This window comes from Sphingopyxis sp. USTB-05 (assembly GCF_023822045.1).
In the GTDB taxonomy this organism is placed as follows: Bacteria; Pseudomonadota; Alphaproteobacteria; order Sphingomonadales; family Sphingomonadaceae; genus Sphingopyxis.
Genome location: NZ_CP084712.1, coordinates 2,849,958 through 2,874,600, shown reverse-complemented (window position 1 = coordinate 2,874,600; position 24,643 = coordinate 2,849,958). Strand labels below are relative to the sequence as shown.

Annotated in this window: 24 protein-coding genes and 1 tRNA gene; 12 read left to right on the top strand and 13 right to left on the bottom strand. The window is 62.5% G+C overall.

Going from position 1 to position 24,643, the window contains the following annotated elements:
- Nucleotides 1-283 precede the first annotated feature (283 nt).
- The 7 genes from KEC45_RS13300 to KEC45_RS13270 all read right to left on the bottom strand — a co-directional run bounded on the left by KEC45_RS13300 (nucleotide 284) and on the right by KEC45_RS13270 (nucleotide 4,100).
- Nucleotides 284-1,012 (bottom strand): NYN domain-containing protein, encoded by a 729-nt coding sequence (locus KEC45_RS13300; protein WP_252171102.1) that lies wholly within the window; start codon nucleotides 1,010-1,012, stop codon nucleotides 284-286.
- A gap of 70 nt (nucleotides 1,013-1,082) precedes the next feature.
- Nucleotides 1,083-1,838, bottom strand: a complete 756-nt coding sequence (locus KEC45_RS13295; protein WP_252171101.1) for a class I SAM-dependent methyltransferase — start codon at nucleotides 1,836-1,838, stop codon at nucleotides 1,083-1,085.
- Complete coding sequence (locus tag KEC45_RS13290) at nucleotides 1,831-2,178, bottom strand: hypothetical protein (protein WP_252171099.1); 348 nt, start codon at nucleotides 2,176-2,178, stop codon at nucleotides 1,831-1,833. The genes KEC45_RS13295 and KEC45_RS13290 overlap by 8 nt, the downstream gene beginning before the upstream one ends.
- A gap of 433 nt (nucleotides 2,179-2,611) precedes the next feature.
- Nucleotides 2,612-2,827, bottom strand: a complete 216-nt coding sequence (locus KEC45_RS13285; RefSeq protein WP_252172039.1) for a tyrosine-type recombinase/integrase — start codon at nucleotides 2,825-2,827, stop codon at nucleotides 2,612-2,614.
- The gene (locus tag KEC45_RS13280) at nucleotides 2,776-3,189 is read right to left on the bottom strand and encodes a hypothetical protein (RefSeq protein WP_252171097.1); all 414 of its coding nucleotides are present in this window, start codon (nucleotides 3,187-3,189) and stop codon (nucleotides 2,776-2,778) included. Before KEC45_RS13280 ends, KEC45_RS13285 begins: the two co-directional genes overlap by 52 nt.
- A gap of 262 nt (nucleotides 3,190-3,451) precedes the next feature.
- Nucleotides 3,452-3,527, bottom strand: a tRNA-Thr gene (locus tag KEC45_RS13275).
- A gap of 102 nt (nucleotides 3,528-3,629) precedes the next feature.
- Entirely contained in the window at nucleotides 3,630-4,100 is a 471-nt protein-coding gene (locus KEC45_RS13270) for an Lrp/AsnC family transcriptional regulator (protein WP_062178413.1), read from the bottom strand.
- 126 nt (nucleotides 4,101-4,226) lie between these two features.
- Between KEC45_RS13270 and KEC45_RS13265 the strand changes: the two genes are divergently transcribed.
- The 4 genes from KEC45_RS13265 to KEC45_RS13250 all read left to right on the top strand — a co-directional run bounded on the left by KEC45_RS13265 (nucleotide 4,227) and on the right by KEC45_RS13250 (nucleotide 7,713).
- Entirely contained in the window at nucleotides 4,227-5,279 is a 1,053-nt protein-coding gene (locus KEC45_RS13265) for a Glu/Leu/Phe/Val dehydrogenase dimerization domain-containing protein (RefSeq protein ID WP_062178416.1), read from the top strand.
- On the top strand, nucleotides 5,279-5,533 hold the full coding sequence (locus KEC45_RS13260; RefSeq protein ID WP_062178419.1) for a hypothetical protein: 255 nt from the start codon (nucleotides 5,279-5,281) through the stop codon (nucleotides 5,531-5,533). The genes KEC45_RS13265 and KEC45_RS13260 overlap by 1 nt, the downstream gene beginning before the upstream one ends.
- Before the next feature lie 145 nt (nucleotides 5,534-5,678).
- Entirely contained in the window at nucleotides 5,679-6,389 is a 711-nt protein-coding gene (locus tag KEC45_RS13255) for a glutamine amidotransferase (RefSeq protein ID WP_252172038.1), read from the top strand.
- A gap of 100 nt (nucleotides 6,390-6,489) precedes the next feature.
- Nucleotides 6,490-7,713 (top strand): NAD(P)/FAD-dependent oxidoreductase, encoded by a 1,224-nt coding sequence (locus tag KEC45_RS13250; protein WP_062178422.1) that lies wholly within the window; start codon nucleotides 6,490-6,492, stop codon nucleotides 7,711-7,713.
- Nucleotides 7,714-7,716: 3 nt separating this feature from the next.
- Here KEC45_RS13250 and KEC45_RS13245 read toward each other — a convergent pair whose 3' ends face one another.
- Nucleotides 7,717-10,503 carry an autotransporter outer membrane beta-barrel domain-containing protein gene (locus KEC45_RS13245; protein WP_202966783.1) on the bottom strand — a complete coding sequence of 929 codons (2,787 nt, stop codon included), beginning with the start codon at nucleotides 10,501-10,503 and terminating at the stop codon, nucleotides 7,717-7,719.
- 72 nt (nucleotides 10,504-10,575) lie between these two features.
- Nucleotides 10,576-11,202, bottom strand: a complete 627-nt coding sequence (locus tag KEC45_RS13240; RefSeq protein ID WP_062178428.1) for a DUF4126 domain-containing protein — start codon at nucleotides 11,200-11,202, stop codon at nucleotides 10,576-10,578.
- Between the two features lie 110 nt (nucleotides 11,203-11,312).
- Between KEC45_RS13240 and KEC45_RS13235 the strand changes: the two genes are divergently transcribed.
- Together KEC45_RS13235 and KEC45_RS13230 are read left to right on the top strand one after the other, a co-directional pair.
- Nucleotides 11,313-12,107: an NUDIX domain-containing protein gene (locus KEC45_RS13235; protein ID WP_062178431.1), complete on the top strand. Its 795-nt coding sequence runs from the start codon at nucleotides 11,313-11,315 to the stop codon at nucleotides 12,105-12,107.
- Nucleotides 12,108-12,282: 175 nt separating this feature from the next.
- Nucleotides 12,283-12,510 carry a hypothetical protein gene (locus tag KEC45_RS13230; protein ID WP_192646607.1) on the top strand — a complete coding sequence of 76 codons (228 nt, stop codon included), beginning with the start codon at nucleotides 12,283-12,285 and terminating at the stop codon, nucleotides 12,508-12,510.
- Nucleotides 12,511-12,731: 221 nt separating this feature from the next.
- Here KEC45_RS13230 and KEC45_RS13225 read toward each other — a convergent pair whose 3' ends face one another.
- Nucleotides 12,732-13,583: a carbon-nitrogen hydrolase family protein gene (locus KEC45_RS13225; protein WP_062178438.1), complete on the bottom strand. Its 852-nt coding sequence runs from the start codon at nucleotides 13,581-13,583 to the stop codon at nucleotides 12,732-12,734.
- A gap of 87 nt (nucleotides 13,584-13,670) precedes the next feature.
- On the opposite strand from KEC45_RS13225, the gene KEC45_RS13220 reads away from it, so the two are divergent.
- Entirely contained in the window at nucleotides 13,671-16,598 is a 2,928-nt protein-coding gene (locus KEC45_RS13220; RefSeq protein WP_083435689.1) for a pitrilysin family protein, read from the top strand.
- On the opposite strand, the gene KEC45_RS13215 is transcribed toward KEC45_RS13220, so the two are convergent.
- On the bottom strand, nucleotides 16,595-18,379 hold the full coding sequence (locus KEC45_RS13215) for a cation:proton antiporter (RefSeq protein WP_062178440.1): 1,785 nt from the start codon (nucleotides 18,377-18,379) through the stop codon (nucleotides 16,595-16,597). The genes KEC45_RS13220 and KEC45_RS13215 overlap by 4 nt on opposite strands.
- A gap of 66 nt (nucleotides 18,380-18,445) precedes the next feature.
- Nucleotides 18,446-19,660 (bottom strand): NADP-dependent isocitrate dehydrogenase, encoded by a 1,215-nt coding sequence (locus KEC45_RS13210; RefSeq protein WP_062178444.1) that lies wholly within the window; start codon nucleotides 19,658-19,660, stop codon nucleotides 18,446-18,448.
- A gap of 176 nt (nucleotides 19,661-19,836) precedes the next feature.
- Between KEC45_RS13210 and KEC45_RS13205 the strand changes: the two genes are divergently transcribed.
- Together KEC45_RS13205 and KEC45_RS13200 are read left to right on the top strand one after the other, a co-directional pair.
- Complete coding sequence (locus tag KEC45_RS13205) at nucleotides 19,837-20,571, top strand: phosphatidylserine decarboxylase (protein ID WP_062178447.1); 735 nt, start codon at nucleotides 19,837-19,839, stop codon at nucleotides 20,569-20,571.
- Between the two features lie 21 nt (nucleotides 20,572-20,592).
- Nucleotides 20,593-21,345: a phosphatidylcholine/phosphatidylserine synthase gene (locus tag KEC45_RS13200; protein WP_238586581.1), complete on the top strand. Its 753-nt coding sequence runs from the start codon at nucleotides 20,593-20,595 to the stop codon at nucleotides 21,343-21,345.
- On the opposite strand, the gene KEC45_RS13195 is transcribed toward KEC45_RS13200, so the two are convergent.
- Nucleotides 21,329-21,589, bottom strand: coding sequence for a hypothetical protein (locus KEC45_RS13195; protein ID WP_062178451.1), 261 nt, complete (start codon nucleotides 21,587-21,589; stop codon nucleotides 21,329-21,331). The two genes, KEC45_RS13200 and KEC45_RS13195, sit on opposite strands and share 17 nt — an antisense overlap.
- A gap of 313 nt (nucleotides 21,590-21,902) precedes the next feature.
- Here KEC45_RS13195 and rpsB point away from each other — a divergent pair, with 313 nt between their 5' ends.
- From rpsB to pyrH, 3 genes are all read left to right on the top strand, one after another.
- Nucleotides 21,903-22,736, top strand: coding sequence for a 30S ribosomal protein S2 (gene rpsB / locus KEC45_RS13190; RefSeq protein WP_062178453.1), 834 nt, complete (start codon nucleotides 21,903-21,905; stop codon nucleotides 22,734-22,736).
- Nucleotides 22,737-22,866: 130 nt separating this feature from the next.
- A complete protein-coding gene (gene tsf / locus KEC45_RS13185; protein WP_062178456.1) occupies nucleotides 22,867-23,793 on the top strand; it encodes a translation elongation factor Ts in 927 nt (308 codons plus the stop codon).
- Between the two features lie 112 nt (nucleotides 23,794-23,905).
- Entirely contained in the window at nucleotides 23,906-24,628 is a 723-nt protein-coding gene (gene pyrH, locus KEC45_RS13180) for a UMP kinase (protein ID WP_062178459.1), read from the top strand.
- The last annotated feature ends 15 nt before the right edge of the window (nucleotides 24,629-24,643 follow it).

The following is a 24,643-nucleotide window of genomic DNA, read 5'->3' as shown; positions in this document are numbered from 1 at the left end:
GGAGAAAAATGGTGCCGCTTAGGTGACTCGAACACCTGACCCCATCATTACGAAGACCTTTCACAGTGCAAGAAAAAGTGAGGAAGTCCTAAGCTTTCGGCCGGAAAAGGCCCCCAACTTGGCCCCCACCCAATCGCTTCCTAAACTCAAGGGAGTTCCGGATTTCGCGTTTTCCTATCGAAAGTATTTTCGTTCGATCACGTTCGGCAATACCACCCGACCACTACCCGTTTGAAGGATATCGAAATAGCGGCACCTAGCCCGGAGCATCGAATGTCGGAAATCACTTTGGGCGAATATAGACCAGCAGACTATCGCGTCGGAGTTCGAAGCCTCCCGCCTTTTCCACAAGCTGGCTGAGCTTTGGGCAACCGTAGCTGCGTGGGTCAAAGTCAGGCATTTCTGCGAGAAGCTGCTTTCCCACCGCGCCGAGCGGGTACCAACCATCTAGGTCGTCCAGTTGGTTCAGCGCGGCTGTGATTATGGGCACGGCTTTCTTCGGTGAGAGCTTAACGACCGGAGCAGCTACCGGGTCAGTGGTAACTTCCGCATTCTCGCCATCGGCGATTGTAAGGTTTTCCGTATAGATAAAACGCTTGCAGGCATGGCGGAAGCTCTGGGGCGTCTTCTGTTCGCCGAAGCCGTACACGGCGACGCCTTGTTCGCGAATGCGGGCGGCAAGCCGGGTGAAGTCGCTGTCTGACGAAACGAGGCAAAAGCCGTCGAACCGGCCGGAATGCAGCAGGTCCATGGCGTCAATTACCAGAGCGATGTCAGATGCATTCTTCCCGGCGATATTAGCAAAATTCTGATGTGGCATTATTGCGTGATCTGCGAGTACATCAGACCACCCCTTCAGACGCGTGCCCGAAAAGTCCCCATAGATGCGGCGGACGCTCGCCTCACCGATCGTGGCGATCTCTTTGAACAAGCCGCTCGCTATCTTTGAGGAAGCATTCTCGGCATCGATGAGCACGGCCAGTTTGGCGAGGTGTTCGGTGGCTGTAGTCACGGCGTGGGCATGACACACGGCGGTGAACAAAGGTTAAAACAGCAGGGGTACTTGCGCCGCGATGCAGGCGTCAGGCAAACCGGCGCGGTAGCCTACAACGCCCTATAATGTAGCGCGGAAATTCCCATCGTGATGGATACGAAGCCTCAAGGGCCGCGTCAGGAAACGGCTCGCGCATCTCTTCTAACAGTAGGCCATGCCGGCTGAAGGCGTCGATGTACCTTTCGAGAGGCCTATGGACGTGAGTGCTCACGAGGCGGCAGTCTTGCTGATAAGAAATTCGGAACGGGCTCTCAACGATGGCGTCATCATTGTATCGAAACCAGCTCTCATTCCGGTAGCCATAGTATTCCGGCCAAAAACAGGGGTGGGTCATCGTAAATATGAACGCTCCTCCCTTTCTCAGTCGCCTAGCTACGCCCTCCAAAAATGAATCTAAATTGAGAACGTCCATAAGAACCATATTTGCGGTAATTACGTTAAAATTAAACTTGGAAAATTTTGAGAAATCCTCCATCGTACTGACAAGGAAATTTGCATCATATCTGAAATTTTCATTTGCTATTCTAATGCTTTCTGGACTTGGATCAACTCCAACAACCTTTTTAAAAATTCCAGATAAGTGAGTAGTTAAAACTCCTACGCCGCATCCTGCATCCAAGACGCTATTATGATTCTCATCTTTCAAAAGAGAAAGAACTCCCGGCAGAAGAATATTGGGAAATGTAATATCTCTTCCAGAAATTATTTGTTCGATACGAACGGGTGCTATTGCGTCCCATTCTTCGACTAGTTCAAATAGGGGCTTGGACTCGCGTTTACGCATCTGCCTTGGCCTTCGAAATGGTGCGCAGCAAATCCTGTGCGATTGAAAATATCGGATGCTCGCCGAAGTCGAATTCGTAGATAGTGTGCTGTCCTCCCTTAGGAGCCGCCACGGCTATGCGGGCACCTTCCTTGCCATAACCCACGATAGTGAAGCGAGACATAGGTTCAGGGCAAACACCGTCATACAATAATATTTCTGCCCCTTCTTTCTCAAGTTCAGACGAAAATTCCGTTATTTTCTCAAGATAGATTGTTAGCTCTTTCGATTTAGCCTTTTTCAATAAGGCAGGCTTGGAGTTGAATTCTGTCCCCCAGCTCAAATCTCGGCTGAAAATCACCGTCCGACCGGGTCGTGAGACTCAGTCGCTCATATAGCGACTGACTGCCTGAGGTTGGCGGAACGTCACATGCGATTCCCGTTTCGCTGTTATGAACTCTATCCACGACGTATAAATGCCTAGAATTGCGACCAAAGCCAACAGAACCCAATGCCAATCCGGCCGGTCTTTGTCCCACGGGAATGCCGCCAAGTATAAGCCAATGATAGAAGCATAGGACGCCACATTTGGAATGAAGGTTCTAAAGTATCTCACGCCCACCCCCTTGCTAGTCCTTCCATCTAGGAACATGTTGACGTTTCTGTCCACGATTTTGAGGGTTGGTTCACAAGGCTGGCTGTCGATGCGTTCGAGTGGTCCACTCCTCCAATGACCGAGCAAGCTCGGCCGGGTCCAAGCGATGAAGCTCAGACCCGGCAAGGTGGTAGTTCGGTTAGATTTGGGGAAGCTGAACCTGCGCCCCTAACATCTTGGCCGCTCCCGCTTCGACGGCCGCCATCAACGTCTCGTTGGCCAAATGGCTATAGCGCATCGTCGACTGATGATCGGCATGGCCGAGAATTCGTCCGACCGCGTAAAGATCAATCCCCGCGTTGATCATGAAAGATGCCGCCGAATGCCGAAGATCATGGAGATGGAAATCGGCCAGTCCTGCAGCGTCCCTTGCCGTAAGGCAAACGCTACGGCCAGGATGTCGCGAATGCCCCCAAGATTTACGTCAAAAAGAGGGATAAGCATTGCAAAAAGGTACGTTAGCAAATGCTCTCGTTGATCGTGAGATTCGTCGATATCGATCGTCTTGACGTTATCAGACCTCTTGGCACGCCGAAAATACAGATAGATGATCGCAGTTGGAAGCACAAAGAGCGTCAAGCAAGCGGGAATCCAGAAGCGATCCGGGATAGCCTCAACTCCCCTTATGGCCCACAACAGGAATACCGGGCTCAGGCTTGACCAAACCAAGACAAACCTTATGAATCCGAGGCCCTCATTGACATCATTTCTAGCCATACTTGAAACACCTGCCGATCCACGAGCTAAGGAAGGGCCCTTTTGGTCGACCTCGTGGCGAGTTATTTTGCACGATCCGACCGCCGAGAGATAGGCTCAATTCGGAGAAGTCAAAAACCGCTTGGACAAATTCGAGCTTTTGAAATCCGCATAACGTGGGATGCGGCAATTTCCCGCCCAAAACCACCCAAACAGGACCCAAAGAACCTTCCACGCGAAAGCCGCTTTGGCCGCATGTCTCGGATTTCCCTGCTGAAGGTGGTGGTGCCGCTTACAGGACTCGAACCTGTGACCCCATCATTACGAATGATGTGCTCTACCAACTGAGCTAAAGCGGCAACGAGGGGCGCCACTAGCAGCGCCTTGGGACGAACACAAGCATCCTTGCGCAGGATTCGGCGTTCCTTTTCGACACCGACGCTGCGGGGGCGGGCCAAAGCCTAATCCTGACCCAGCGGCAGTTCGGTCGTCGCCTTGATTTCGGATAGCGCCACCGTCGAGTTGATTTCCTGCACCCCCGGCAATTTGCTCAACTGATCGAAGAAAAACCGTTCATAGGCGTCGATGTCCCTTGCGACGATGCGCAGCATGAAATCGGTCGTCCCCATCAGCACATAGGCGTCGAGCACCTCGGGGAACCCACGGAGCGCCGCGCTGAACTCGTCGAGGTTGGCGCGGCCATGCGCGTTGAGCTTCACCTGCGCGAAAACATGCGCGTTGAGGCCGACCTTGCGCCGGTCGATGATCGCGACACGCTTCCTGATGAAGCCCTCGCGCTCAAGCCGGTCGATGCGGCGCCAGCATGGCGAGACCGACAGGCCGACGCGTTCGGCGATCTCGGCCGTCGTTTGATTCGCGTCGCGCTGCAATTCGCGGAGAATCTTTATCTCAAATGGATCAAGATCGGTCATTTTGACCTCATATCGTCAATTTTTGGATCACGATATGCAAAAATGAGCGTCGGCGGCCGATAATCGAGCAAGATTGTCCAAGGCGAAAATGCGACAACTCGCCTTCAATCAAAGGAGGGTTTTTACATGGTTGTCCGTCTTGCCCGTTTGGCGCCGCCGCTCGAATGCGTGCGCCTCTATGATCTCGAAGCGGGGCTCGACGGGTTCATTGCGATTCACTCGACCGCATTGGGTCCGGGGGCAGGGGGCTGCCGCCTGTGGTCCTACCCCGACATGAAACAGGCGCTGGGCGATGCCGTACGGCTCGCCGAGGGCATGAGTTACAAAAATGCTCTCGCCGGGTTGCCGCTCGGCGGAGCGAAGGCAGTCCTGCGGCGTCCCGAAGGCGAGTTCGATCGCGTCGCCTTGTTCCGCGCCTTCGGCCGCGCGGTCGAAAATATGGGCGGCACATATGTCACCGCCGAGGATGTCGGCACTTCGGTCGAGGATATGCAGGAAGTCGCGTCGGTCTCGCGCCATGTCGCGGGACTGCCCGCGGTCGCCGGGCGTGCGGGCGGCGATCCGTCGCCGTGGACTGCGAGAGGAGTGTTCGAATCGATGCAGGTGGCCGCCGAGTTCGCACTGGGCCGCGATCTCGCGGGACTGACCGTTGCAGTGCAGGGCACCGGCAATGTCGGTGCCGACCTCTGCCGCCGCCTCGCCGATGCAGGCGCTCGGCTGATTATCGCCGACGTAAATCCGGCGCGCCGCGACCGGTTGCAGGCAGTCCATGGTGCCGAGGTGGTCGATGTGGCGGACATCGCCGCGGTCGATGCCGACATCTTCGCGCCCTGCGCGCTCGGCGGCGCGCTCGATCGCGAGACGGCCGGCAAGCTCAAGGCAAAGCTCGTTTGCGGCGCCGCGAACAACCAGCTTGCGACGCCCGATGTCGCGGCGCTGCTGCTTGATCGCGGGATCGTCTATGCGCCCGACTATGTCGTCAACGCGGGCGGGATCATCAATGTGTCGGCCGAATATCTTGGCGAGGATGAACGGGACGTGGAACTGCGCGTCGCACAGATCGCACCGCGCGTTGGTGCGCTGCTCGAACGCGCGGCGCGCGAAGGCCGCTCGCCCGCGCTGGTCGCCGACGAGATGGCCGAAGAGGTGATCGCGGGCGCGCAGCGCGAGGCGGCCTGATGCATCGCTTCCACGTCGATGCGATCCTCGACCCGCAATCGCTTCCGCGCGTCGCCAATTATTTCGCGCAGCGGTCGATCACACCCTGCGCGATGACGATGCAGGTTTTGCCGACGCATATGCGGATCGAGGTCACGGTTGTGGGGCTCGCGCCGTTGCAGGCGTCGATCATTGCCGCGAAGCTTGGCCAGGTGGTCGCGGTGATCGGGTCCGAACTTGACGATCTTGGGGCGGAGTTGGTGGCGGCCGCCTGATGGCGGCCCGTAGCGAACGGAGCCAAGCTCAGCTACGGGCCGCAACAGTATCTCTACTGCTTTGGTAGAGTGACATCGGACTGATTGTTTGGCTAGACTGCTGCCGTTCGAAACAGCGCAGCAACCACTCGATTCATCGTCCGAAATGACCGTTCAGCCGATACGAAAAAATGGCCTTATCATCCGCCATGTTCCCCACGAGGGAATTGCGGGATATCGCGCGCCGATCGAGGCCGCGGGATATGCGCTCGACCGGATCGACGTGAGTGATGCCGGCTTTGGCGCGGTCGATCTGACCGAGCCCGATCTGCTCATCATGATGGGCGGCCCGATGGGTGTGTATGAGGGCGATACGCATCCGTGGATCGCATGCCAGCTCCGCCGCCTCGCCCGGCGGATCGATGCCGGCCGGCCGACGCTTGGCGTATGTTTCGGCGCGCAAATGATCGCGGCGGCGATGGGCGCAAATGTCTATCCGGGACCGGCGAAGGAGGTCGGCTTCCACTCGCTCAGCTTCGTCGACCTGTCTTCACCTTTGCGCCATTTGGCCGAGGTGCCCGTCCTCCACTGGCACGGCGACACTTTTGATCTGCCCGCCGATGTCGAACTGCTGGCGTCGACCGCCGCTTATCCGCATCAGGCATTTCGCCGCGGCAACAATATTCTGGCGCTGCAATTTCACGGGGAAATGGGGTTCGATCCGCGTTTCGAGGAATGGCTGCGGCAATGGCCCGACGCGATCGTCGAAACGGGTGCGAGCGTCGAGGGAATGCGCGATCAGCATAGCCGGTTCGGCCCTGGCGCGGTCGATGCAGGCCGCGCAATGATCGCCGAATGGCTCGCTGGCCTGTCCTGATCCGCAGCTTTTCTTTCGCGATCGCAATCAAGCACCCGCTTGCCTCGCGCGCACCCGCGTGCAAGTGGCGCCCCACGGGCGGCGGCAGGAGACGAAGGCGATGCAGTTCGACGTGGTGATTGTGGGCGCGGGCCATGGCGGCGCGCAGGTGGCGGTGATGCTGCGCACGCAAAAGTTTGAGGGCAGCATCGCGATCATCGGCGAGGAGCCCGAACTCCCATATGAACGTCCACCCCTGTCGAAAGAATATTTCGCCGGCGAAAAGGAATTCGAACGCATCCAACTGCGTCCCGCCAAATATTGGGACGAACGCCAGGTGACGATGCTGCTTGGCAAGCGCGTCGCGGGCGTCGATCCGGCGGCGCACACCGTCACGACCGACGGCGGCGAGACGATCGGCTATGGCAAGCTCGTCTGGGCCACGGGTGGGCATCCGCGCATGCTGCCGATCCCCGGCGGTGACCTTCCCGGCGTCCAGGGCGTGCGTACGCGCGCCGACGCCGACGCGATGAAAGCCGCATCCGAAACCGCCGGACAGATCGTCGTGATCGGTGGCGGCTATATCGGGCTCGAGGCTGCCGCGGTGCTCAACAAGGCGGGCAAGAAGGTCGTGCTTCTCGAGGCGCAGAACCGCGTGCTCGCGCGTGTCGCGGGTGAAGAGCTGTCGCGCTTTTACGAGAAGGAGCACCGCGATCATGGCGTCGAGCTGCATCTAGGCGTCTGCGTCGATGCGATCGAGGGCGACGATCATGTGACGGGCGTCCGTCTCTCGGACGGCGAGGTCATTCCCGCCGATCTCGTCATCGTCGGCATCGGCATCGTGCCTGCGGTCGAGCCGCTGATCGCGGCGGGCGCCGATTGCGCTAACGGCGTGCGCGTCGACCGCCTGTGCAAGACGAGCCTGCCCGACGTCTATGCGATCGGCGACTGCGCATCGCATGTGAACGAATTTGCTGAGGGCGCTGAAATCCGGTTAGAATCGGTGCAGAATGCCAATGACCAGGCGAATGTCGTCGCCAAGGGCATCGTCGGTGACGAGGCGCCCTATCATGCGATCCCCTGGTTCTGGTCGAACCAGTATGACCTGAAGCTCCAGACCGCCGGCCTGTCGACCGGGCACGATCAGGCGGTGCTGCGCGGCGATCCGGCGACGCGCAGCTTCTCGGTCGTCTACCTCAAGGCCGGGAAGGTCATCGCGCTCGACTGCGTCAACGCGACGAAGGACTATGTGCAGGGCCGCATGATCGTCACGGCGGGTCTTCGTGCGACGGCCGAGCAGCTTGCCGATACCGAAACGCCGCTGAAGACGCTGCTTCCCGCCTGATCGCTACCAGCGGATCGTCACACCGACCGTGCCGCCATAGCGCCGGCTTCGCGGGCCGTCGGCATCGAAGGCGTAATCGCCCTTCACATGCACCGCGATGCGCTGGCCAAGTTGCGCGATCAGGCCGGCCCCAACCTCGGCCTCTGTCCGCCCAAGGTCGGTGCGGATCGGATCGGTGCCGAAGCGCGTCGACTGGTCGCCCGAAAAGCCGTGCCACAGGCTGGCGTGCAGATACGGCTGCAAGCCCCCATATTCTCCCTGCAGCCGTAAACCGGCGCGCCCGGTCAGCACGTCGCCCGTCGCGAAATCGATCGCGGAAAATTCGTCGGCGCGATCGTCCAGCTTGATCTGCTGCCACAGAATCTGCGCCTGCGGCTCGATCGTCCAGTGGGCCGAGAGAGCGATCGGATATCCGGCTTCGAGCGATGCGGTCCAGCCGCGGCCATCGACGTCGATGGCCATGCCGGAACTGGCGGCTGCTTTGCCATCGAACCAACTGTGCATCGCCACCAAATCGAGATACCAGCCGCTTTCGCCGACCAGTGTCGCGTAGCCGGCCAGGCTGGTGGCTTTGACGTCGATCTGGCCGACGGTGAGGTCGTTCCAGCCAAGCGCATCGCCACGGACGGTGCCGTCGGTTGATGAGCGGCCGACGAAAGCGCCGAGGCGGATGTTCGTTCCGCCATCCTCGCCCCAGCCTGCAAAATCCTGCCCGATCTGGAAGCCTGAGAGGTCGCCGTCGAGCGAAGGCGCGACGTCACCAGCCCATTTTAGCTTGCTGTTCTCGGCAAAGACGCGGCCCCATGTCGCGGGTAGCACCCCGCCGCCGCGCAGCAACGCCTGCTCGCCGCGGCGTTCATGGAAGGTGCCGAGTGTTGCCGACACCAGATGATGCGCGACGGGAACGGCCGCAACAAAGGCGGCAACCTCGGGCCGGAACAGCGGTATGACATCGCCGGCCTCGGCAACGGCAGGCGTCGCCCCCGGCGTCGGTGGTTCGGCCGCCGGATCGGGGGTGGGCGGGGGAAGCGGGGCCGGTTCGGTCGGCGGCTCAGGGGGCGGCGCCGGCGCCGCTGGCTCGGGCGCATGGGGTGGTTCGGGCGTGGGTGCCGGCGGTGGGTCGGTGCCGATCACCGGCGGCGCGGGATCGACCGGATCGGGGTTGCCCGGCGTCGCTTCGGGCGGCGGCGGGGGAGGGTCGGGTACCGGGGGCGGTGGCGGTGCCGGCGGTTCGGGCGGCGCTGGCTCGGGGGCCGGGACGGGCGGCGGCGGGGTCAGCACCGGAGGCGCGGGCGCAGGTTCGGGCGGCGGCGGTGCTGCTGGCGCCGGCGGGGGCGGTAAGGTCGATCGTAGATACCAATTCTGACCCGTTCCGGCGGTGGTGCCGCCGCGGAACAGGAAATATTCATAAGCGCCGACCGCAACGCGGCGATTGAGTGCAAAGGCGCCGCTCGCGGTCGTCGCACCGTTGATCGCCTCAACGACCAGAATGCCGTTCTGCATCGTCGCGGCGCCACTGCCGCCCACGTTAAGCACCGTGACGCCAGTGGTTCCGGACGCATTGCCGCCGTCGATCACCAGCTTGTCGGAGACCGAGCTATCGCTTCCGAGCGCGGTGTCGATGAGCAGCAGTCCATGATCGCCGACATAATCGCCGCGGACGGTGAAGCTGTCTCCCGGCGCATTGCCGCCGTTCGTTAGGTCGATCCGCCCCGCGTTGACGAGGGTCGCGTGTTGGCCCGCGGTGAAGGGAGCAACGCCGCCGCGAAGGCCGCCGCCGAAAATCGTGCTCGATGCGTCGATCTCTAAACGGCCCGTGCCCGTCCCTGCATCGCCGAGAGTCAGAAACCCGTCGAAGGTCAGTTCGCTGTCGTCGGTCGCGCGGATGACTTCCCAACCGTCGAAACGTGCGATCCCGCCCGTAGTGACATTGTCGAAGACGAGCGTGTCGCTGCCTTCGCCGCCGGTGATCCGCGGCGACCGGCCTAGATGCCCGGCTGTCAGGTCGGCGAGCAGTGCGCTATCATTGTCGCCGCCGAGGTCGATCGTCCCGTGGACCACGCCGCCGCCATCCCAGACGAAGCGGTCGGCGCCGACGCTCAACAGCACGTCGCCGCCGACCGATCCGCCGGTGATCGTCACGTTGTCCGTCCCGCCCGACACGCTGATATTACCGCCGATCGTTCCGCCCGACAGGATGATCGTGTCATTCCCGAAACCCGCGACCAGATTGCGGTCGATAATCCCGCCGGACATGTCGAACAGATTGTCGGCGAGCTTCATGTTGACGCGCCCGATTCGGCCTCCTGTCATTCGCGCCGTATCCCCATCGTCGAACGCGTCGACGATGCGCCCGCCGGTCATCAGGAATGTGTCCATCGACCCGCCCTGGTTGAGCGTGTTGATCTCGCCGCCCGTCATGACGAAATCGTCGATGCCTTCGCCTTGCTGGACCTGTCCGGTGACCGTCCCGCCGCTGATCCGGAAACGGTCGTCTCCATTGCCCTGATCGACTGCGCCTTCGATGCGGCCCGAGGCTATCTCGATCGCATCGGCCCCGCCGCCAAAGACGATATTGCCGGCGACCGTACCGGTCCCCGCGGCCGGGAGAGTGAGTTGGTTGTTTCCGCCGGTATCGGTCAGCCCGCCGGGCGACGTCCCGCTGCTACAGATATGGCTGTCGTTGCCTGCGGTAGGTGTGAACACGCACTGGGCACGGGCGGGGGCGGCTTGTCCGAGCGCGAGGAACGCGACCGACGACAAAAGAACGGGATTCGAGGTAATTTTCAAGGGCACAGAACATCCCTTTCAGGTCGACAGCCCCCTTTCCCGGAAAACTATAAAGTGAATGTTGCCAAATTGTTAAGCATCGAAAGTAATCGACGGATCGTCGCCCAATGCGCGCTTGAGCGTTGCCTTGATGTTACGCAGCAGTCGGCGCAGCGCGATGATGACGATGACAGCGGCCACCGCGAGCAGGATGGCGATAACGATGGCTAGCGGCGGATAGGCAATCGCGAGCGCCAGCAGGCCGCCCGTTGCGACATCTTCGCCGGTCGAAACCGCGGCGTTGCTGAACGGTTCGGGGCTCACGTTTACGACAGCGCGCGTCGTCGCCTTTGCCCCGTGGCTCAACAAGGCACCGCCGCCGCCGAGCAGGAAGGCAACGACTTGCCATGCGGGATCCGATGAATCGACGAGCGCCAGCGCGAGAAGCGCACCGCCAAGTGGGCGGATGATGCTGTGGATCGTATCCCAGACGGAATCGACCCACGCGATCTTGTCGGCGAGGAATTCGGCGATGGTGCCGATCGCGGCGACGCCGAGGACCCACGGATTGGCGAGCACCTGTAAGGCGGCGAGATGCTCGGGTAGCGGCAGCCAGCCGAAATGCATCGCGATCCCGGTCGCCAATATGGTGAGGTAGAGCCGCCAGCCGGCAAGGAGGCTCAGACTCCCCGCGACGCCCAAAATCTCGACGATGCCCAATGTCCTGCTCCCCGTCCCGGATCCGCTGGTCGTGCGTCATCTTGCACCCGTCGGCGCGTGCCCGCAATGCCGGGATGACAAGGGGGTTCGGCGCGGTTATCGCTTGCTGCATGATCGATACGCCCCCGAACCCGCTGCCTGAAACCTTGCCCGATGGCGCCATTCCGGCGGCGACGCTGGTCATCATGCGGCCGGCTGAAGGCGGGGGTCCCGACGAGATATTGATGGTAAAGCGGTCGACCACGATGGCCTTTGCGGCCGGAGCGGTCGTGTTCCCCGGCGGCCGCGTCGACCCCGACGATTATCGGGTAGCGCGTCTCTATGGGCTGGGCCTCGACGAGGCCGACGGTGCAGCGCGGGTCGCGGCGCTGCGCGAGACGCTGGAGGAAACGGGGCTTGCGGTCGGTTGGCCGGGGCTGGCCGAGGAGGATGTGGCGGAGGTGAGGCAGGCGCTGCTCGCCGGAACGCTGCTTTCGGACATATTGGCGGCTCGGGGTGACCGAATCGCATTGGAATCCTTTGTGCCTTTTGCGCGGTGGTGCCCCAATTTCAAAGAGGCGCGGACCTTCGACACTCGCTTCTTCGCTGTTGCAGCGCCGCAACACAATCATGAACTGACGGTCGAAGAGGCCGAGCATAGTCATATCTTCTGGGCGAGCGCGAAGGATACGCTGGCGATGGCCGATCGCGGCGACGTGTCAGTGATCTTCCCGACCCGCCGCAATCTTGAACGGCTCGCTCTGGCTAGGGATTTTTCCGGATTTTCGGCGCATTCCTGCCAGTTTCCGGTGGAACTTATCACGCCATGGATCGAGGAACGCGACGGGCGCACCCTCCTCTGCATTCCGGACCATCTTGGCTATCCCGTCACGAGCGAATCCTTCGACCGCGTGCGGCGCGGGTAAATCGGGTAGTTCGCAACAACTTTTTCCATATTTATTATTTACTAACATTTGCTGGGGTAGGGCAAAACGTCGTTGCAATTGCAGAGTGCGGTGCCTAAGAGGGCCCTGCAGAAGCAGATCGGGGAACTCTCTCCGGTGTGATTCGACAAGAGTAATCCAGTGGACGGAGAATAAGATGAACCTGCTTAAGAAAGCCGCGATCTCTCTCGCAGCTACCTCGATGATTGCGGCACCGGTTGCCGCGTCGGCTGCTCCCGCAGCACGCGCAGCTTCGGCCGTTGACGGTCAGAGCGAACTCGAAGGCAGCACGAGCTGGATCATCGCAGTCCTCGCTCTCGTTGCCGTCGTTGGTGGCATCATCATCGCGTCGGACAACGACGACGATTCGCCGACCAGCCCGTAATATCGGCTGATCTGGCTAGCCAGAGTTTCGCAAAGGGCTCCGAGCTTCGCTCGGGGCCCTTTGTTCGTTCGGGTCGGATGTTCGTTCGGGTCGGATGTTCGTTCGGGTCGGATGTTCGTTCGGGTCGGATTTTTGCCGAAGTCGTCGGGTCGTTGGCGATACCAATCAGGCCCCGCCAATCAGGCCCCGCCAATCGGGTTATGCCGATCACGGCATGGCGATCAGAGGCTGATGTTCCGATTTGCCCGTGACCGCGCAAGCGGTATGGCCTGCCGGGCCCTGATGCCGGCATTTGGGTCCACTGGCGCCAAGGTCAGCGTATAGCCCTTGTCGCTGATTCCGGTCCCCGCGTCGGCGAGGACGGCACCCCATGGGTCGACAGCGATGCTGTGACCAAAAGTCTCCCGCCCGTCGGCATGCGAGCCGTTCTGGGCCGCCGCCAGCACGTGGCAGGCGGTTTCGATCGCTCTTGCACGCATAAGTACATGCCAATGTGCCTCGCCGGTCGATACGGTAAAGGCGGCGGGGATCACGATAATGGTGGCGCCACGGTCGACAAGCGCGCGATAAAGTTCGGGGAACCGCAGGTCGTAACAGACGCTGAGTCCCAACTGTCCGAGCGGGGTTTCAACGACGACGACGGTGCTGCCGCCTTCATAGGCTGCCGATTCTTGCCAGTTCTCGCCCGAAGGCAGCGTGACATCGAACATGTGAATTTTGTCGTAGCGCGCGCGGATGCTGCCGTCGGCGGCGATGACATGGCTGCGGTTGACGCGTCGTTCGTCCATGTCGGCGAGCAGGGGAATCGATCCCGTATGCAGCCATATCGCGTGCCTTTGCGCCATTGCCTGCAAGGCGGCGGGCCAGGGGCTGTCGGCCTCGCGCGCTATATGCACGCCTGACCGCGCACGGTCGCGGTCGAGCAGCAGCGACATTTCGGGCAGAAAGGCCATCGCCGCGCCCCGCGCCGCGGCTTCGCCCATTGCGCGATCGATCACCGCGAGATTGTCGTCGGGGTCGATGCCGCTTGTCATCTGGATCAGCGCGGCGAGCGGGGCAGCTTGTTCGTTCATCCTGTCTGGCTAGGCGTGTCGCAGTCTCAGGACAAGCCAGGTGACAGTTCAGTGGCCAGCAAGGTTCGAAGGCGATAAGATGGGCCAATGTCTTATTCTCCCGCGCGCCAGCCGCTTCGTTTCGCCCGTTCTCTCCTTCTCGCCGGTGCCGCCGCACTGCTTCTGACGCCGCTCGCTGCGGGCGCGCAGGGTAGCGCTTCGACGACGGCCGCGCAAAATCAGGCGAAGAACAGCGACTGGCTCTATGTCGGCAGCGACATACCGCGCGATACTGCCTGGCAGTTCGGCATGCTTCCCAACGGCGTACGCTATGCGGTGCGCAACAATGGAGTCCCGCCCGGGCAGGTCTCGATCCGTGTCCGCATGGACGTCGGCTCGATGTTCGAAACCGAGGACGAACGCGGCTATGCGCATCTGCTCGAGCATCTGACCTTCCGCGGATCGGAGCATATTCCCGACGGTGAAGCCAAGCGTATCTGGCAGCGGTTCGGCGTCACCTTCGGTAGCGATTCGAACGCTCAGACGACGCCGACGCAGACGGTGTATCAGCTTGACTTGCCTAGCGTAACGCCGGCCAATCTCGACGAAAGCATGAAATTGCTATCGGGCATGGTGCGTGAGCCGCGCATCTCCGAACTCGCCGTCGCTGCCGAGCGCGGCGTCGTAATGTCCGAACTACGCGAATCGGATGGGCCGCAAAAACGGATCGCCGACGCCACCAACGCGCATCTGTTCGCGGGGCAATTGCTCGGCGACCGCTCGCCCATCGGCACGACGGCTTCGCTGGGCAAGGCGAGCGCGACCTCGGTCGCCGCCTTCCACAATCGCTGGTATCGCCCCGACCGGGCGGTCGTGGTCATCGTCGGGGATGCCGATCCGGCGGTCCTCGCGGGATTAGTCGCGAAATATTACGGCGATTGGAAAGCCGACGGTCCGAACCCCGCCGCCCCCGATTTCGGCAAACCCGATCCAAAGGAGCCCGCAGCCCGCGAGATCGTCGAGGCCAACCAGCCGCTCGCGCTCACGCTGGCGATGGTGCGCCCCTGGAAAAAACGCGTCGATACGGTCGAAAATACGCGGCGGCTCTATCTCGAATTTATCGCGCAGGCGCTCGTCAACCGGCGGCTTGAAAACCGGGCGCGCAGCGGCGGCAGTTATCTGGTCGCGACGGTCGAGCAGCAATATGTCAGCCGCAGCGCCGATGTAACGATGGCCTCGATCGTCCCGCTCAGCGACTGGAAGGCCGCGCTTGCCGATGTGCGTGGGGTCATCGCCGACGCCGTGAAGAATCCGCCCTCGCAGGCCGATATCGACCGCGAAGCAAACGAGATTCAGGCGTTTCTGGTCAAGGAGCTGGAGAATGCGCGCAACGAGCCCGGCGCGCGGCTTGCCGACGACATGGTGCGCGCGGTCGATATCAACGAAACGGTGACCAGCCCGCAGGGACAGGTCGACATGTTCAAGGCGATCCGCGCCTCGGCAACGCCGAAGGTGATGCTCGATATCAGCAAGGCGATTTTTGCCGCGCCGGTCACCCGCGTCGTACTGACCACGCCAACCGCGGCGGGCGGCGATGCCGCTGTCCTTGCGGCGCTGAAGGCGCCCGTCACCGCGCGCGACGACCGGTTGGCGACCGTGAAGGCCGATTTTAAGCAGCTTCCCTCATTCGGTCCTGCGGGCGCGATCTCGTCGACCAGCAGCCTTCTCGGTCTGCGCGCCGAACGGCTCGAATTCGCCAATGGCGTGACGGCTTTGGTGTCGAATAACAAGGTCGAACCGGGCAAGGTTCGCGTCAATGTGCGCTTTGGTACCGGCAACCGCAGCGTCGCTGCCGACGCACCCAACCTCCTCTGGACCGGCGATTATGCGCTGGTCGCAAGCGGGATCGGCCCCTGGGGTCAGAACGAGATCGACCAGTTGACCAATGGCCGACAGATCCAGATGAACTTTGCGATCGACGACGATGCGTTCGAACTGTCGGCTGAAAGCAATCCCGCCGACCTTGCCGACCAGATGCGGCTGATCGCCGGTAAGCTGGCGCAGCCACGTTGGGATCCGCAGCCGATCGAACGGCTGCGCATCGGCTTCCTCACCGGCTATGACCTCAACGACGCGACGCCCAACGCGGTGCTCGACCGAAATTTGCGGGGCTGGCTGACGAACAATGATGCGCGCTGGGCGGCGCCCGACAAAGCGCAGATCGAGGCGCTGACCCCAGCGGCCTTCCGCGCCTTTTGGGAACCGCGGCTCGCCAGCGGACCGATCGAGATACAGATTTTCGGCGACCTCGAAACCGTCGATTACAAGAAGATCCTCGCTGAAACGCTCGGCGCGCTGGCGCCGCGTCAGACGCTGGCGCCGCCTGCTGGGCAGCGCGTCGACTTCGCCAAACATGTCGCCGTTCCCGAGGTTGCCTATCATCGCGGCGAACAGGGGCAGGCAGCGGCGATGACAGCATGGCCGACCAGCGGCGGCCTTGCCAATCCGCGCGATGCGCGCGGGCTCGAAGTGCTGGCGGCGATTTTCAACGACCGCCTCTTCGACCGCCTCCGCGCCGAACAGGGGGCAAGCTACGGCCCCGTGGTCGACAGCCATTGGCCGACGGGCTTCGATACCGGGGGCTATCTGCTCGTCGGCAGCCTGCTCGCGCCGAAGGACCTCGATCGCTTCTATGGCATCGCAAAGGATATCGCTGCCGATCTCGTGGCCAAACCGGTCACCGCCGACGAACTTTCGCGCAATGCCGGGCCGATCCGCGAACAGGTGGCGCGCGCATCGACGGGCAATGTCTATTGGATGTTCCTGCTCGAAGGCGCGACGCGCGACCCGCGTGTTACTGCGGCCGCGCTGTCGATGCAGGACGATATTTCGGCGGTTTCCGCAGCCGACGTGCAGCGGCTGGCCCAGCAATATCTGAACCCTGCGCGCCAATGGTCGCTGGCGATCCTGCCGAAGGGGATGACGCTGGCCGATGCGGCAGCGCTCGGCGCGGCACCGGCGGCGGGCGGGCGCTAGGCGGTTTCGCCGCCTGCAGGCGGCCGCCGTGTCCGTCGGATACGCGGCTCCTGCTCCAGCTTGCCTTTCGCCATGATGTCGTGGCGCATCTTGGCGCGGACGTCATGGATCGACGCGATCACCGGCCCCATCGCGACGCCGAGGTCGATCAGCACCGCTTCGGCAAGTTGCAGCGAGCTTTCGAGCGTTTCGGGCACGGCATCGCTCGCCCCCGCCTGATAGAGCGCGCCGGCATGGTCCGCGTCGCGCGCGCGGCTGATGATGGGCAGGTCGGGGTATTTCTGGCGAAGCTGGCGCGTCATACGTAGCTGCTGGACCGGATCGTCCATCGTCAGCACGATCGCCTGCGCATGTTCGATGTCCAGCTTGTCGAGGCTACCCGGCCGCGCAACGTCGGCGAAGCGGACGCTGAAGCCGTCGCGCCGCGCGGCTGCGACAGTATCGATATCCGCATCGACCGCCACATAGGGCCGGCCATGTTCGCGCAGCAACTCGGCGACGGTATGGCCGACGCGGCCGAAACCGACGATGACGGTGCGGCCTTCGGGCGTTTCCTCGGCCTGCGCGTCGCCGGTGCGCATTTCGATCCGCCGCGCGATGTCATGGCCGATGCGCGCGAGCAACGGTGTGATCGTCAGCCCGATCGCGGTGACGAGCTGCCAGAATTCGGCAGTACTGCGGCTGATGAGCTGTGCCTGCAATGCCGTCGTCAGCACGATCAGGGTTGTTTCCGACGGGCTGGCCATGAGCAGCCCGACCTCGGCGGCGGTCCCGCGCCGCGCGGCGCCCGAAAAACGCAGCAACGCGGCGGTCACGAACGCCTTGACGAGGACGACGCCGACGACCGCAATCGCCAGCGCGGACCATTGCTCGGCGATCGTCTTGAGGTTGAGCCCCATGCCCACGCTGATCAGGAACACCCCGAGCGCGAGCCCCTTGAACGGCGCGGTGATCGCCTCGACTTCGCCATGATATTCGGTCTCGGCGATCATCAGGCCCGCGAGCAGCGCGCCGACGATCGGGGACAGGCCGACCGCGGCGGTCGCCAGTGCGGCGACGATGACGACGAGCAGGCTGGCCGCAAGGAACAACTCGGGATCCTTGGCGCGCGCAGCTTGTGCGAAGATTTTCGGCAGCAGGAACCAGCCGCCGATCGCGAGCGCTGCCACGACGAGCGCCCCTTGCCAGAGCGTGGTCAGCAAAAGCTCGGCGCTGTCGCCCGACGCGGCCGGCGACAGGGCGGCGAGGACAAAGATGATCGGGACGAGCGCCAGATCCTCGAACAGCAGCATCGAAAAGGACGCGCGGCCGACGGCGGATTTGGTGCCCGCTATCGGTAACACCAGCGCCGTCGATGACAATGCCAGCGCGATGCCGAGCCCATAAGCGGCGGCGACCGAAAGATTGCCGGCGAAGAGCAACGCGGTGCCAAGGATCCCGCCCGCCAGCAACAGCTCTGCCGCGCCAATCCCGAACACAAGCTTGCGCAATTGCCAGAGGCGCCGGAACGATAGTTCGAGCCCGATCGAGAAGAGAAGCAGGATGATCCCGAACTCGCCGAACAGCGCGATATCTTCGGTCGAAGCGATCGTGATGTGCTTGAGCCAGGGATAATCGGCGGCGAGCGCGCCGAGCCCCGACGGCCCGACGAGCAACCCGACCAGAATGAAACCGATGACGGGCGGCAATCGAAAGCGCGCGAAGGCCGGGATCACGATGCCCGCGGCGCCGAGGACCACCAGCGCGTTGCCGATGGCAGAGGTTTCTGTTTCCGATACCATAAGGGCCGACCTTATGCAGGCCGGCCCCGATTGGCTAGACGTCTAACCCAACCTTTTTGGTTGTTATCAGCTGCCCATTTTGGCTTCGAGGTTTTCCACGATCGCCTCGAAGAAACCTTCGGTGGTCAACCAGTTCTGGTCGGGACCGATCAGCAGCGCGAGGTCCTTGGTCATCTTGCCGCTTTCGACGGTTGCGACGCAGACCTTTTCGAGGTCGTCGGCGAACTTCACGAGCGCGGCATTGTCGTCCAGCTTACCGCGGTGCTTGAGCCCGCCGGTCCACGCAAAGATCGACGCGATCGGGTTGGTCGACGTCGCCTTGCCCTGCTGGTGCATGCGATAGTGGCGGGTGACGGTGCCGTGCGCAGCTTCCGATTCCACGGTCTGGCCGTCGGGGGTCATCAGCACGCTGGTCATCAGGCCGAGCGAGCCGAAGCCCTGCGCGACGGTGTCCGACTGGACGTCGCCGTCGTAATTCTTGCAGGCCCAGACGAACTTGCCGCTCCACTTGAGCGCCGATGCGACCATGTCGTCGATCAGGCGGTGTTCGTACACGATGCCCAGTTCGTCGAACTTCGCCTTGAATTCGGCCTGGAACACTTCTTCGAACAGGTCCTTGAAGCGGCCATCATAGGCTTTCAGGATCGTGTTCTTCGTCGACAGATACACCGGCCACTGGCGGGCTAGGCCATAATTCAGGCTGGCGCGCGCGAAGTCGCGGATCGAATCGTCGAGATTGTACATCCCCATCGCGACGCCCGACGAAGGGAATTGGAACACTTCCTCGTCGATCAGCGTGCCGTCTTCGCCTTCGAAAACCAGGCGGAGCTTGCCGGGGCCGGGAACGCGGAAATCGGTTGCCTTATACTGGTCGCCGAAAGCGTGGCGGCCGACGACGATCGGGTCGGTCCAGCCCGGGACGAGGCGGGGAACATTCTTCATCACGATCGGTTCGCGGAACACCACGCCGCCCAGGATGTTGCGGATCGTGCCGTTCGGCGACTTCCACATCTTCTTGAGGCCGAATTCCTCGACACGTGCTTCGTCGGGGGTGATCGTCGCGCACTTCACGCCGACGCCATATTTCTTGATCGCGTTCGCGGCTTCGACGGTGATCTTGTCGTCGGTGCGGTCGCGTTCCTCGATGCCGAGGTCGTAATAATGAAGGTCGACGTCGAGATAGGGGAGGATCAGTCGCTCGCGGATCCACTGCCAGATGATCCGGGTCATTTCGTCGCCGTCGAGTTCGACGACCGGGTTGGCTACCTTGATCTTGCCCATGCTTTCAGCCTTTTTCCTTGGGGAGTCGGAGTTGCTGCGGGCCTTAGGCAAAGCGGCGCGATTGATCAACCGCCCCGTCGCGACCTGCGTCGTACCTGGGGTCCTGACCCTAGCCGGCAACAAAGCCCGTGCCTTATCCATTGTCAGTATAGAAGTGGGACCCTAGAAGACTGGGCATGTCGAATATCATATCCTCGAACCGCCCCGGCGGCGGTATCAAATGGCACTGGCCCTCGGTCCATCCCGAAGGGCGCAAGTTCCTGTTAATCGCTGGAATCGTGACGCTTTGCTTCTGGCTGCTCGGGTGGGAAATCCTCGGCTGGCTGATGCTCGGCGTGACGATCTGGGTCGGCGCCTTCTTCCGCGATCCGGTGCGCGTCACCCCGGTCGGCAGCGATGTGATCATCGCGCCCGCCGACGGGCTCGTCACCCAGATTGCCGAAGTCCCGCCACCGCCCGAAATTTCCGGGCCCGACGGCCTCGGCGCCGCGCCGATGCTGCGCGTGTCGATTTTCATGAGCGTCTTCGACGTCCACATCAACCGAACGCCCGTAGCCGGAACGCTACGGAAGCTCGTCTATATTCCGGGCAAGTTCGTGAACGCCGACCTTGACAAGGCGAGCGAAGAGAATGAACGCCAGCATTTCGTCGTCGAACGCGCCGACGGCGTGCGCATCGGCTTTACCCAGATCGCGGGCCTCGTCGCGCGGCGCATCATGCCGTTCGTGACGATGGGCAACGAACTGACGACGGGGCAGCGCGTTGGCCTGATCCGTTTTGGCAGCCGCGTCGACGTTTATCTGCCCGCGGGGACGACGCCGCAGGTGCTGCTCGGTCAGCGCACGCTTGCCGGCGAGACCGTCGTCGCGCGCATCGGCACCGCCGCGACGATCGACGGCATCGGGCAATAAGTGGCGGACGAGGATCATATCGTGCCTGACGCCGCGGGGCGTCGTATCGCCGGGCTCAGTCTGCGCGCCTTCGCGCCCAATGCGATCACGATCCTTGCGCTCTGTTCGGGGCTTACCGGGGTACGCTTTGCGATCGGAGGCGAATGGACTGCGGCGGTGACGATGATCATCGTTGCCGGCGTGCTCGACGGCATGGACGGGCGCATCGCGCGGCTGCTCCGTGCGCAAAGCAAGTTCGGCGCCGAACTCGATTCGCTGTCCGACGTGATCGCGTTCGGTGTTGCCCCGGCGATGATCCTGTTCCTCTGGTCGCTTGCCAATGCTCCCAAATTCGGCTGGACCGCCGCGCTGGCGCTCGCGGTTTGCTGCGCGCTGCGTCTCGCGCGCTTCAATTCGCGTATGGATGCCGATTTCCAGCCGCACAAATCGGCGGGCTTCATGACCGGCATCCCGGCGCCCGCTGGGGCGGGGCTGTCGTTCGTCCCCGTCTATCTGTGGTTGGTGACGGGCAACGACCTGTTCCGTGAATGGTATGTCGTGATGCCCTGGGCGCTTGCCATCGCGATGCTGATGATTTCGGCGATTCCGACCTATAGCTGGTCATCGATCCGGCTTCGCCGATCGTGGCGCCTGTTCGCGCTGGCTGGCGTCGGCCTGCTCGGCGCAGCGCTTGTCACGGCGCCCTGGCACACATTGCTTGCGGTTTGCGCGCTTTATCTGACGATGCTGCCTTTCGGCATCGCAAGCTATGCGAAGGTCAAGCGGCGCGGCTGAGCGCCGGCTGCATGCGGGTGGCTGCGCGTACCGGACGCGGAGCATCGCGGCGCGCCGGCGAGCGGCGCAGCGTGATCTTTTGCGGTAGCGGACCCGACTGCGGTGCCATTTCGGCAGGGAAGGCGCCTTCGCCGATCAGCGCCGAGAGAATCGCATTCTCGTTATTCTTGAGCATGGCCAGGATCACCGTCACGCCGAGGCCGGCGGCGAGGGCGAAGAGGAGAGCGGCTGCGACCTGAACCATGATCTTGTCCTTTCGGCTTCTATGTGCGAAACCTTTTGTTAACCAGCGACGGTTTCGTGGGGCTTTTCGTTCCATGTTCTCGTTTTGTTCTCAAGCATTTTGCGACGAACGGAGTCGCTTTGTCGCCGAACCGAGTCCGGCGTGTGCCATCGGTTGAACGCGAAAAGGGGCGCGCGCCCCTTGCTTTTGACGGCCAAGGCGGCTAACGGCCCGCCCATTCCACATGGAAGGCGCACATAAACCGGTGCCGGATCGTCCGCTTGCGGATCTTCGGTTCTTGCTTTCCAGAGGACCAACCGGAAGGAGAAAGACTATGGCGGCACCTGTCGTCACGATGCAGAATCTTATCGAAGCTGGCGCCCACTTCGGCCACCAGACCCACCGTTGGAATCCGCGCATGAAGCCGTACATCTTCGGCGCGCGCAACGGCATCCACATTCTTGACCTGTCGCAGACCGTGCCGCTCTTCGCGCGCGCCCTCGACTTCATCGCCTCGACCTCGGCCGCTGGCGGCAAGGTGCTGTTCGTCGGCACCAAGCGCCAGGCGCAGGGTGCGATCGCCGATGCGGCCCGCGCTTCGGGTCAGCACTTCGTCAACCACCGCTGGCTGGGCGGCATGCTCACCAACTGGAAGACGATCTCGGGTTCGATCAAGCGCCTCAAGACGCTCGAAGAGCAGCTTTCGGGCGACACCTCGGGCCTCACCAAGAAGGAAGTGCTCAACAAGACGCGCGAACGCGACAAGCTCGAACTGAGCCTGGGCGGCATCCGCGACATGGGCGGCATTCCCGACGTGATGTTCGTGATCGACGCGAACAAGGAAGAGCTGGCGATCAAGGAAGCCAACGTTCTTGGCATCCCCGTCGTCGCGATCCTCGATTCGAACGTCTCGCCCGACGGCATCGCGTTCCCGGTTCCCGCGAACGATGACGCCGCGCGCGCCATCCGCCTCTATTGCGATGCCGTTGCCCAGGCAGCGACGCGTGGTGGTCAGCAGGCCCGTGCAAACCGCGGCGAAGATCTTGGCGCCGCTGTCGAGCCGACCGCTGAGCCCGTTCTGGCCGAAGAAGCCGCCGCTCCGGTGACCGAGGACGAACAGGTCCCGGCCGAAGCTGCTGCCGAAACCGAACGTCAGAGCGACGCATAACGCTCGGGTATGACGGGACAGTGCGGGTAACGCCCACGCTGTCCCTGTCATCCCTTTGACTTATCGCCCCGCCATGCGCGCGGGCGTCTCGCGGGCCAGATGGGCTCGCCCCTTTTGAAAGGATTATCCCATGGCTGAAATTACGGCCGCTCTCGTCAAGGAACTGCGCGACCGCACGGGCGCAGGCATGATGGACTGCAAAAAGGCGCTCGCCGAAAACAACGGTGACATCGAAGCGTCGATCGACTGGCTCCGTACAAAGGGCCTCGCCGCCGCCGCCAAAAAGGCTGGCCGCGTTGCCGCCGAAGGCCTCGTTGGCGTCGCCACCGACGGCACCCGCGGTGCGATGGTCGAAGTGAACAGCGAAACCGACTTCGTCGGCAAGAACGAGCAGTTCCAGGAATTCGTCCGCGACGTGACGCAGGTCGCGCTCGCCGGCAACATCTCGGACATCGAAGCGCTCGGCGCTGCTGCTTACCCGTCGGGCGGCACGGTCGCGGAAAAGCTGACCAGCAACATCGCGACGATCGGTGAAAACCAGTCGCTGCGCCGTTCGGTGATCGTCTCGGTGAACTCGGGCGTCGTCACGGGCTATGTCCACAACGCCGCCGCGCCCGGCATGGGCAAGATCGGCGTGCTCGTCGCGCTCGAATCGACCGCTGGCGCCGACGTTCTCGAACCGCTCGGCAAGCAGCTCGCGATGCACGTCGCTGCTGCGAACCCGCTGGCGCTGAACGGCGATGATCTTGACGCCGACATGGTTGCCCGCGAACGCGCGATCGCCGAAGAAAAGGCTGCTCAGTCGGGCAAGCCCGCCGAAATCGTGTCGAAGATGGTCGACGGTGCGATCGCGAAGTTCCGCAAGGAAAACGCGCTCCTGTCGCAGCTCTTCGTGATGGACGGCAAGACGCCGGTCGCCGAAGTCGTTGCCGCAGCCGGCAAGGATGTCGGCGCGACGATCACGCTCAAGAGCTTCGTCCGCTTCCAGCTCGGTGAAGGCATCGAGAAGGAAGAAAGCGATTTCGCGGCGGAAGTCGCGGCCGTCGCTGGCGTCTGATAAAAGAAGATCCGGATTGCTGCGTTCGTCGCGGTAGTCCGCTTGGCAATGGCGCGTGCCCGCTCTAGGGTGCGCGCCATTCGCATATATTGAGTTTGCAAGAGGTTCCCCCATGGCATTGCCCGGCATGAAACGCATCCTGCTGAAATTGTCGGGCGAGGCGCTGATGGGCTCCAGTCCCTTCGGCATCGACCCCGAAACCGTCGCGAGCATGGCGGCCGAGGTTAAGGAAGCCAAGGATCGCGGCCTCGAAATCTGCCTCGTCATCGGCGGCGGCAATATCTTCCGCGGCATGGCGGGCGCCGCGAAGGGCATGGACCGCGCGCAGGCCGACTATATGGGCATGCTGGCGACCGTGATGAATGCGCTCGCGATGCAGAATGCGCTCGAGCAGCTCGGCGTCGAAACGCGCGTCCAGTCGGCGATCGAGATGGACAAGGTGTGCGAGCCGGTGATCCGCCGCCGCGCCGAGCGTCATATGGAAAAGGGCCGCGTAGTGATTTTCGCCGCCGGCGTCGGCGCTCCCTATTTTACGACCGACAGCGGTGCCGCGCTCCGTGCCGCCGAAATGAAGTGCGATGCGCTGCTCAAGGGCACCAGCGTCGACGGCGTTTACAACGCCGATCCCAAGAAGGATGCGAGCGCGGTCCGATACGACACGCTGAGCTATGACCGCGTACTCGCCGACAATCTGAAGGTGATGGACGCGAGCGCGGTGGCGCTCTGCCGCGACAATCATATCCCGATCGTGGTGTTCAATATTCGCGAGCCAGGCAATCTGGCACGCGTGCTGGCGGGCGAGGGTGTTTCGACCGTCGTCGGCGATGCCGATTAACGAAATTACGCCCGG

Excerpts from the sequence above, each read along its gene's own strand:
- KEC45_RS13295 (WP_252171101.1), bottom strand. The coding sequence starts at position 1,838 with ATGCGTAAACGCGAGTCCAAGCCCCTATTTGAACTAGTCGAAGAATGG.
- KEC45_RS13280 (WP_252171097.1), bottom strand. The coding sequence starts at position 3,189 with ATGGCTAGAAATGATGTCAATGAGGGCCTCGGATTCATAAGGTTTGTC.
- KEC45_RS13270 (WP_062178413.1), bottom strand. The coding sequence starts at position 4,100 with ATGACCGATCTTGATCCATTTGAGATAAAGATTCTCCGCGAATTGCAG.
- KEC45_RS13265 (WP_062178416.1), top strand. The coding sequence starts at position 4,227 with ATGGTTGTCCGTCTTGCCCGTTTGGCGCCGCCGCTCGAATGCGTGCGC.
- KEC45_RS13260 (WP_062178419.1), top strand. The coding sequence starts at position 5,279 with ATGCATCGCTTCCACGTCGATGCGATCCTCGACCCGCAATCGCTTCCG.
- KEC45_RS13255 (WP_252172038.1), top strand. The coding sequence starts at position 5,679 with ATGACCGTTCAGCCGATACGAAAAAATGGCCTTATCATCCGCCATGTT.
- KEC45_RS13250 (WP_062178422.1), top strand. The coding sequence starts at position 6,490 with ATGCAGTTCGACGTGGTGATTGTGGGCGCGGGCCATGGCGGCGCGCAG.
- KEC45_RS13235 (WP_062178431.1), top strand. The coding sequence starts at position 11,313 with ATGATCGATACGCCCCCGAACCCGCTGCCTGAAACCTTGCCCGATGGC.
- KEC45_RS13230 (WP_192646607.1), top strand. The coding sequence starts at position 12,283 with ATGAACCTGCTTAAGAAAGCCGCGATCTCTCTCGCAGCTACCTCGATG.
- KEC45_RS13225 (WP_062178438.1), bottom strand. The coding sequence starts at position 13,583 with ATGAACGAACAAGCTGCCCCGCTCGCCGCGCTGATCCAGATGACAAGC.
- KEC45_RS13220 (WP_083435689.1), top strand. The coding sequence starts at position 13,671 with ATGTCTTATTCTCCCGCGCGCCAGCCGCTTCGTTTCGCCCGTTCTCTC.
- KEC45_RS13215 (WP_062178440.1), bottom strand. The coding sequence starts at position 18,379 with ATGGTATCGGAAACAGAAACCTCTGCCATCGGCAACGCGCTGGTGGTC.
- KEC45_RS13210 (WP_062178444.1), bottom strand. The coding sequence starts at position 19,660 with ATGGGCAAGATCAAGGTAGCCAACCCGGTCGTCGAACTCGACGGCGAC.
- KEC45_RS13205 (WP_062178447.1), top strand. The coding sequence starts at position 19,837 with ATGTCGAATATCATATCCTCGAACCGCCCCGGCGGCGGTATCAAATGG.
- KEC45_RS13195 (WP_062178451.1), bottom strand. The coding sequence starts at position 21,589 with ATGGTTCAGGTCGCAGCCGCTCTCCTCTTCGCCCTCGCCGCCGGCCTC.
- rpsB (WP_062178453.1), top strand. The coding sequence starts at position 21,903 with ATGGCGGCACCTGTCGTCACGATGCAGAATCTTATCGAAGCTGGCGCC.
- tsf (WP_062178456.1), top strand. The coding sequence starts at position 22,867 with ATGGCTGAAATTACGGCCGCTCTCGTCAAGGAACTGCGCGACCGCACG.
- pyrH (WP_062178459.1), top strand. The coding sequence starts at position 23,906 with ATGGCATTGCCCGGCATGAAACGCATCCTGCTGAAATTGTCGGGCGAG.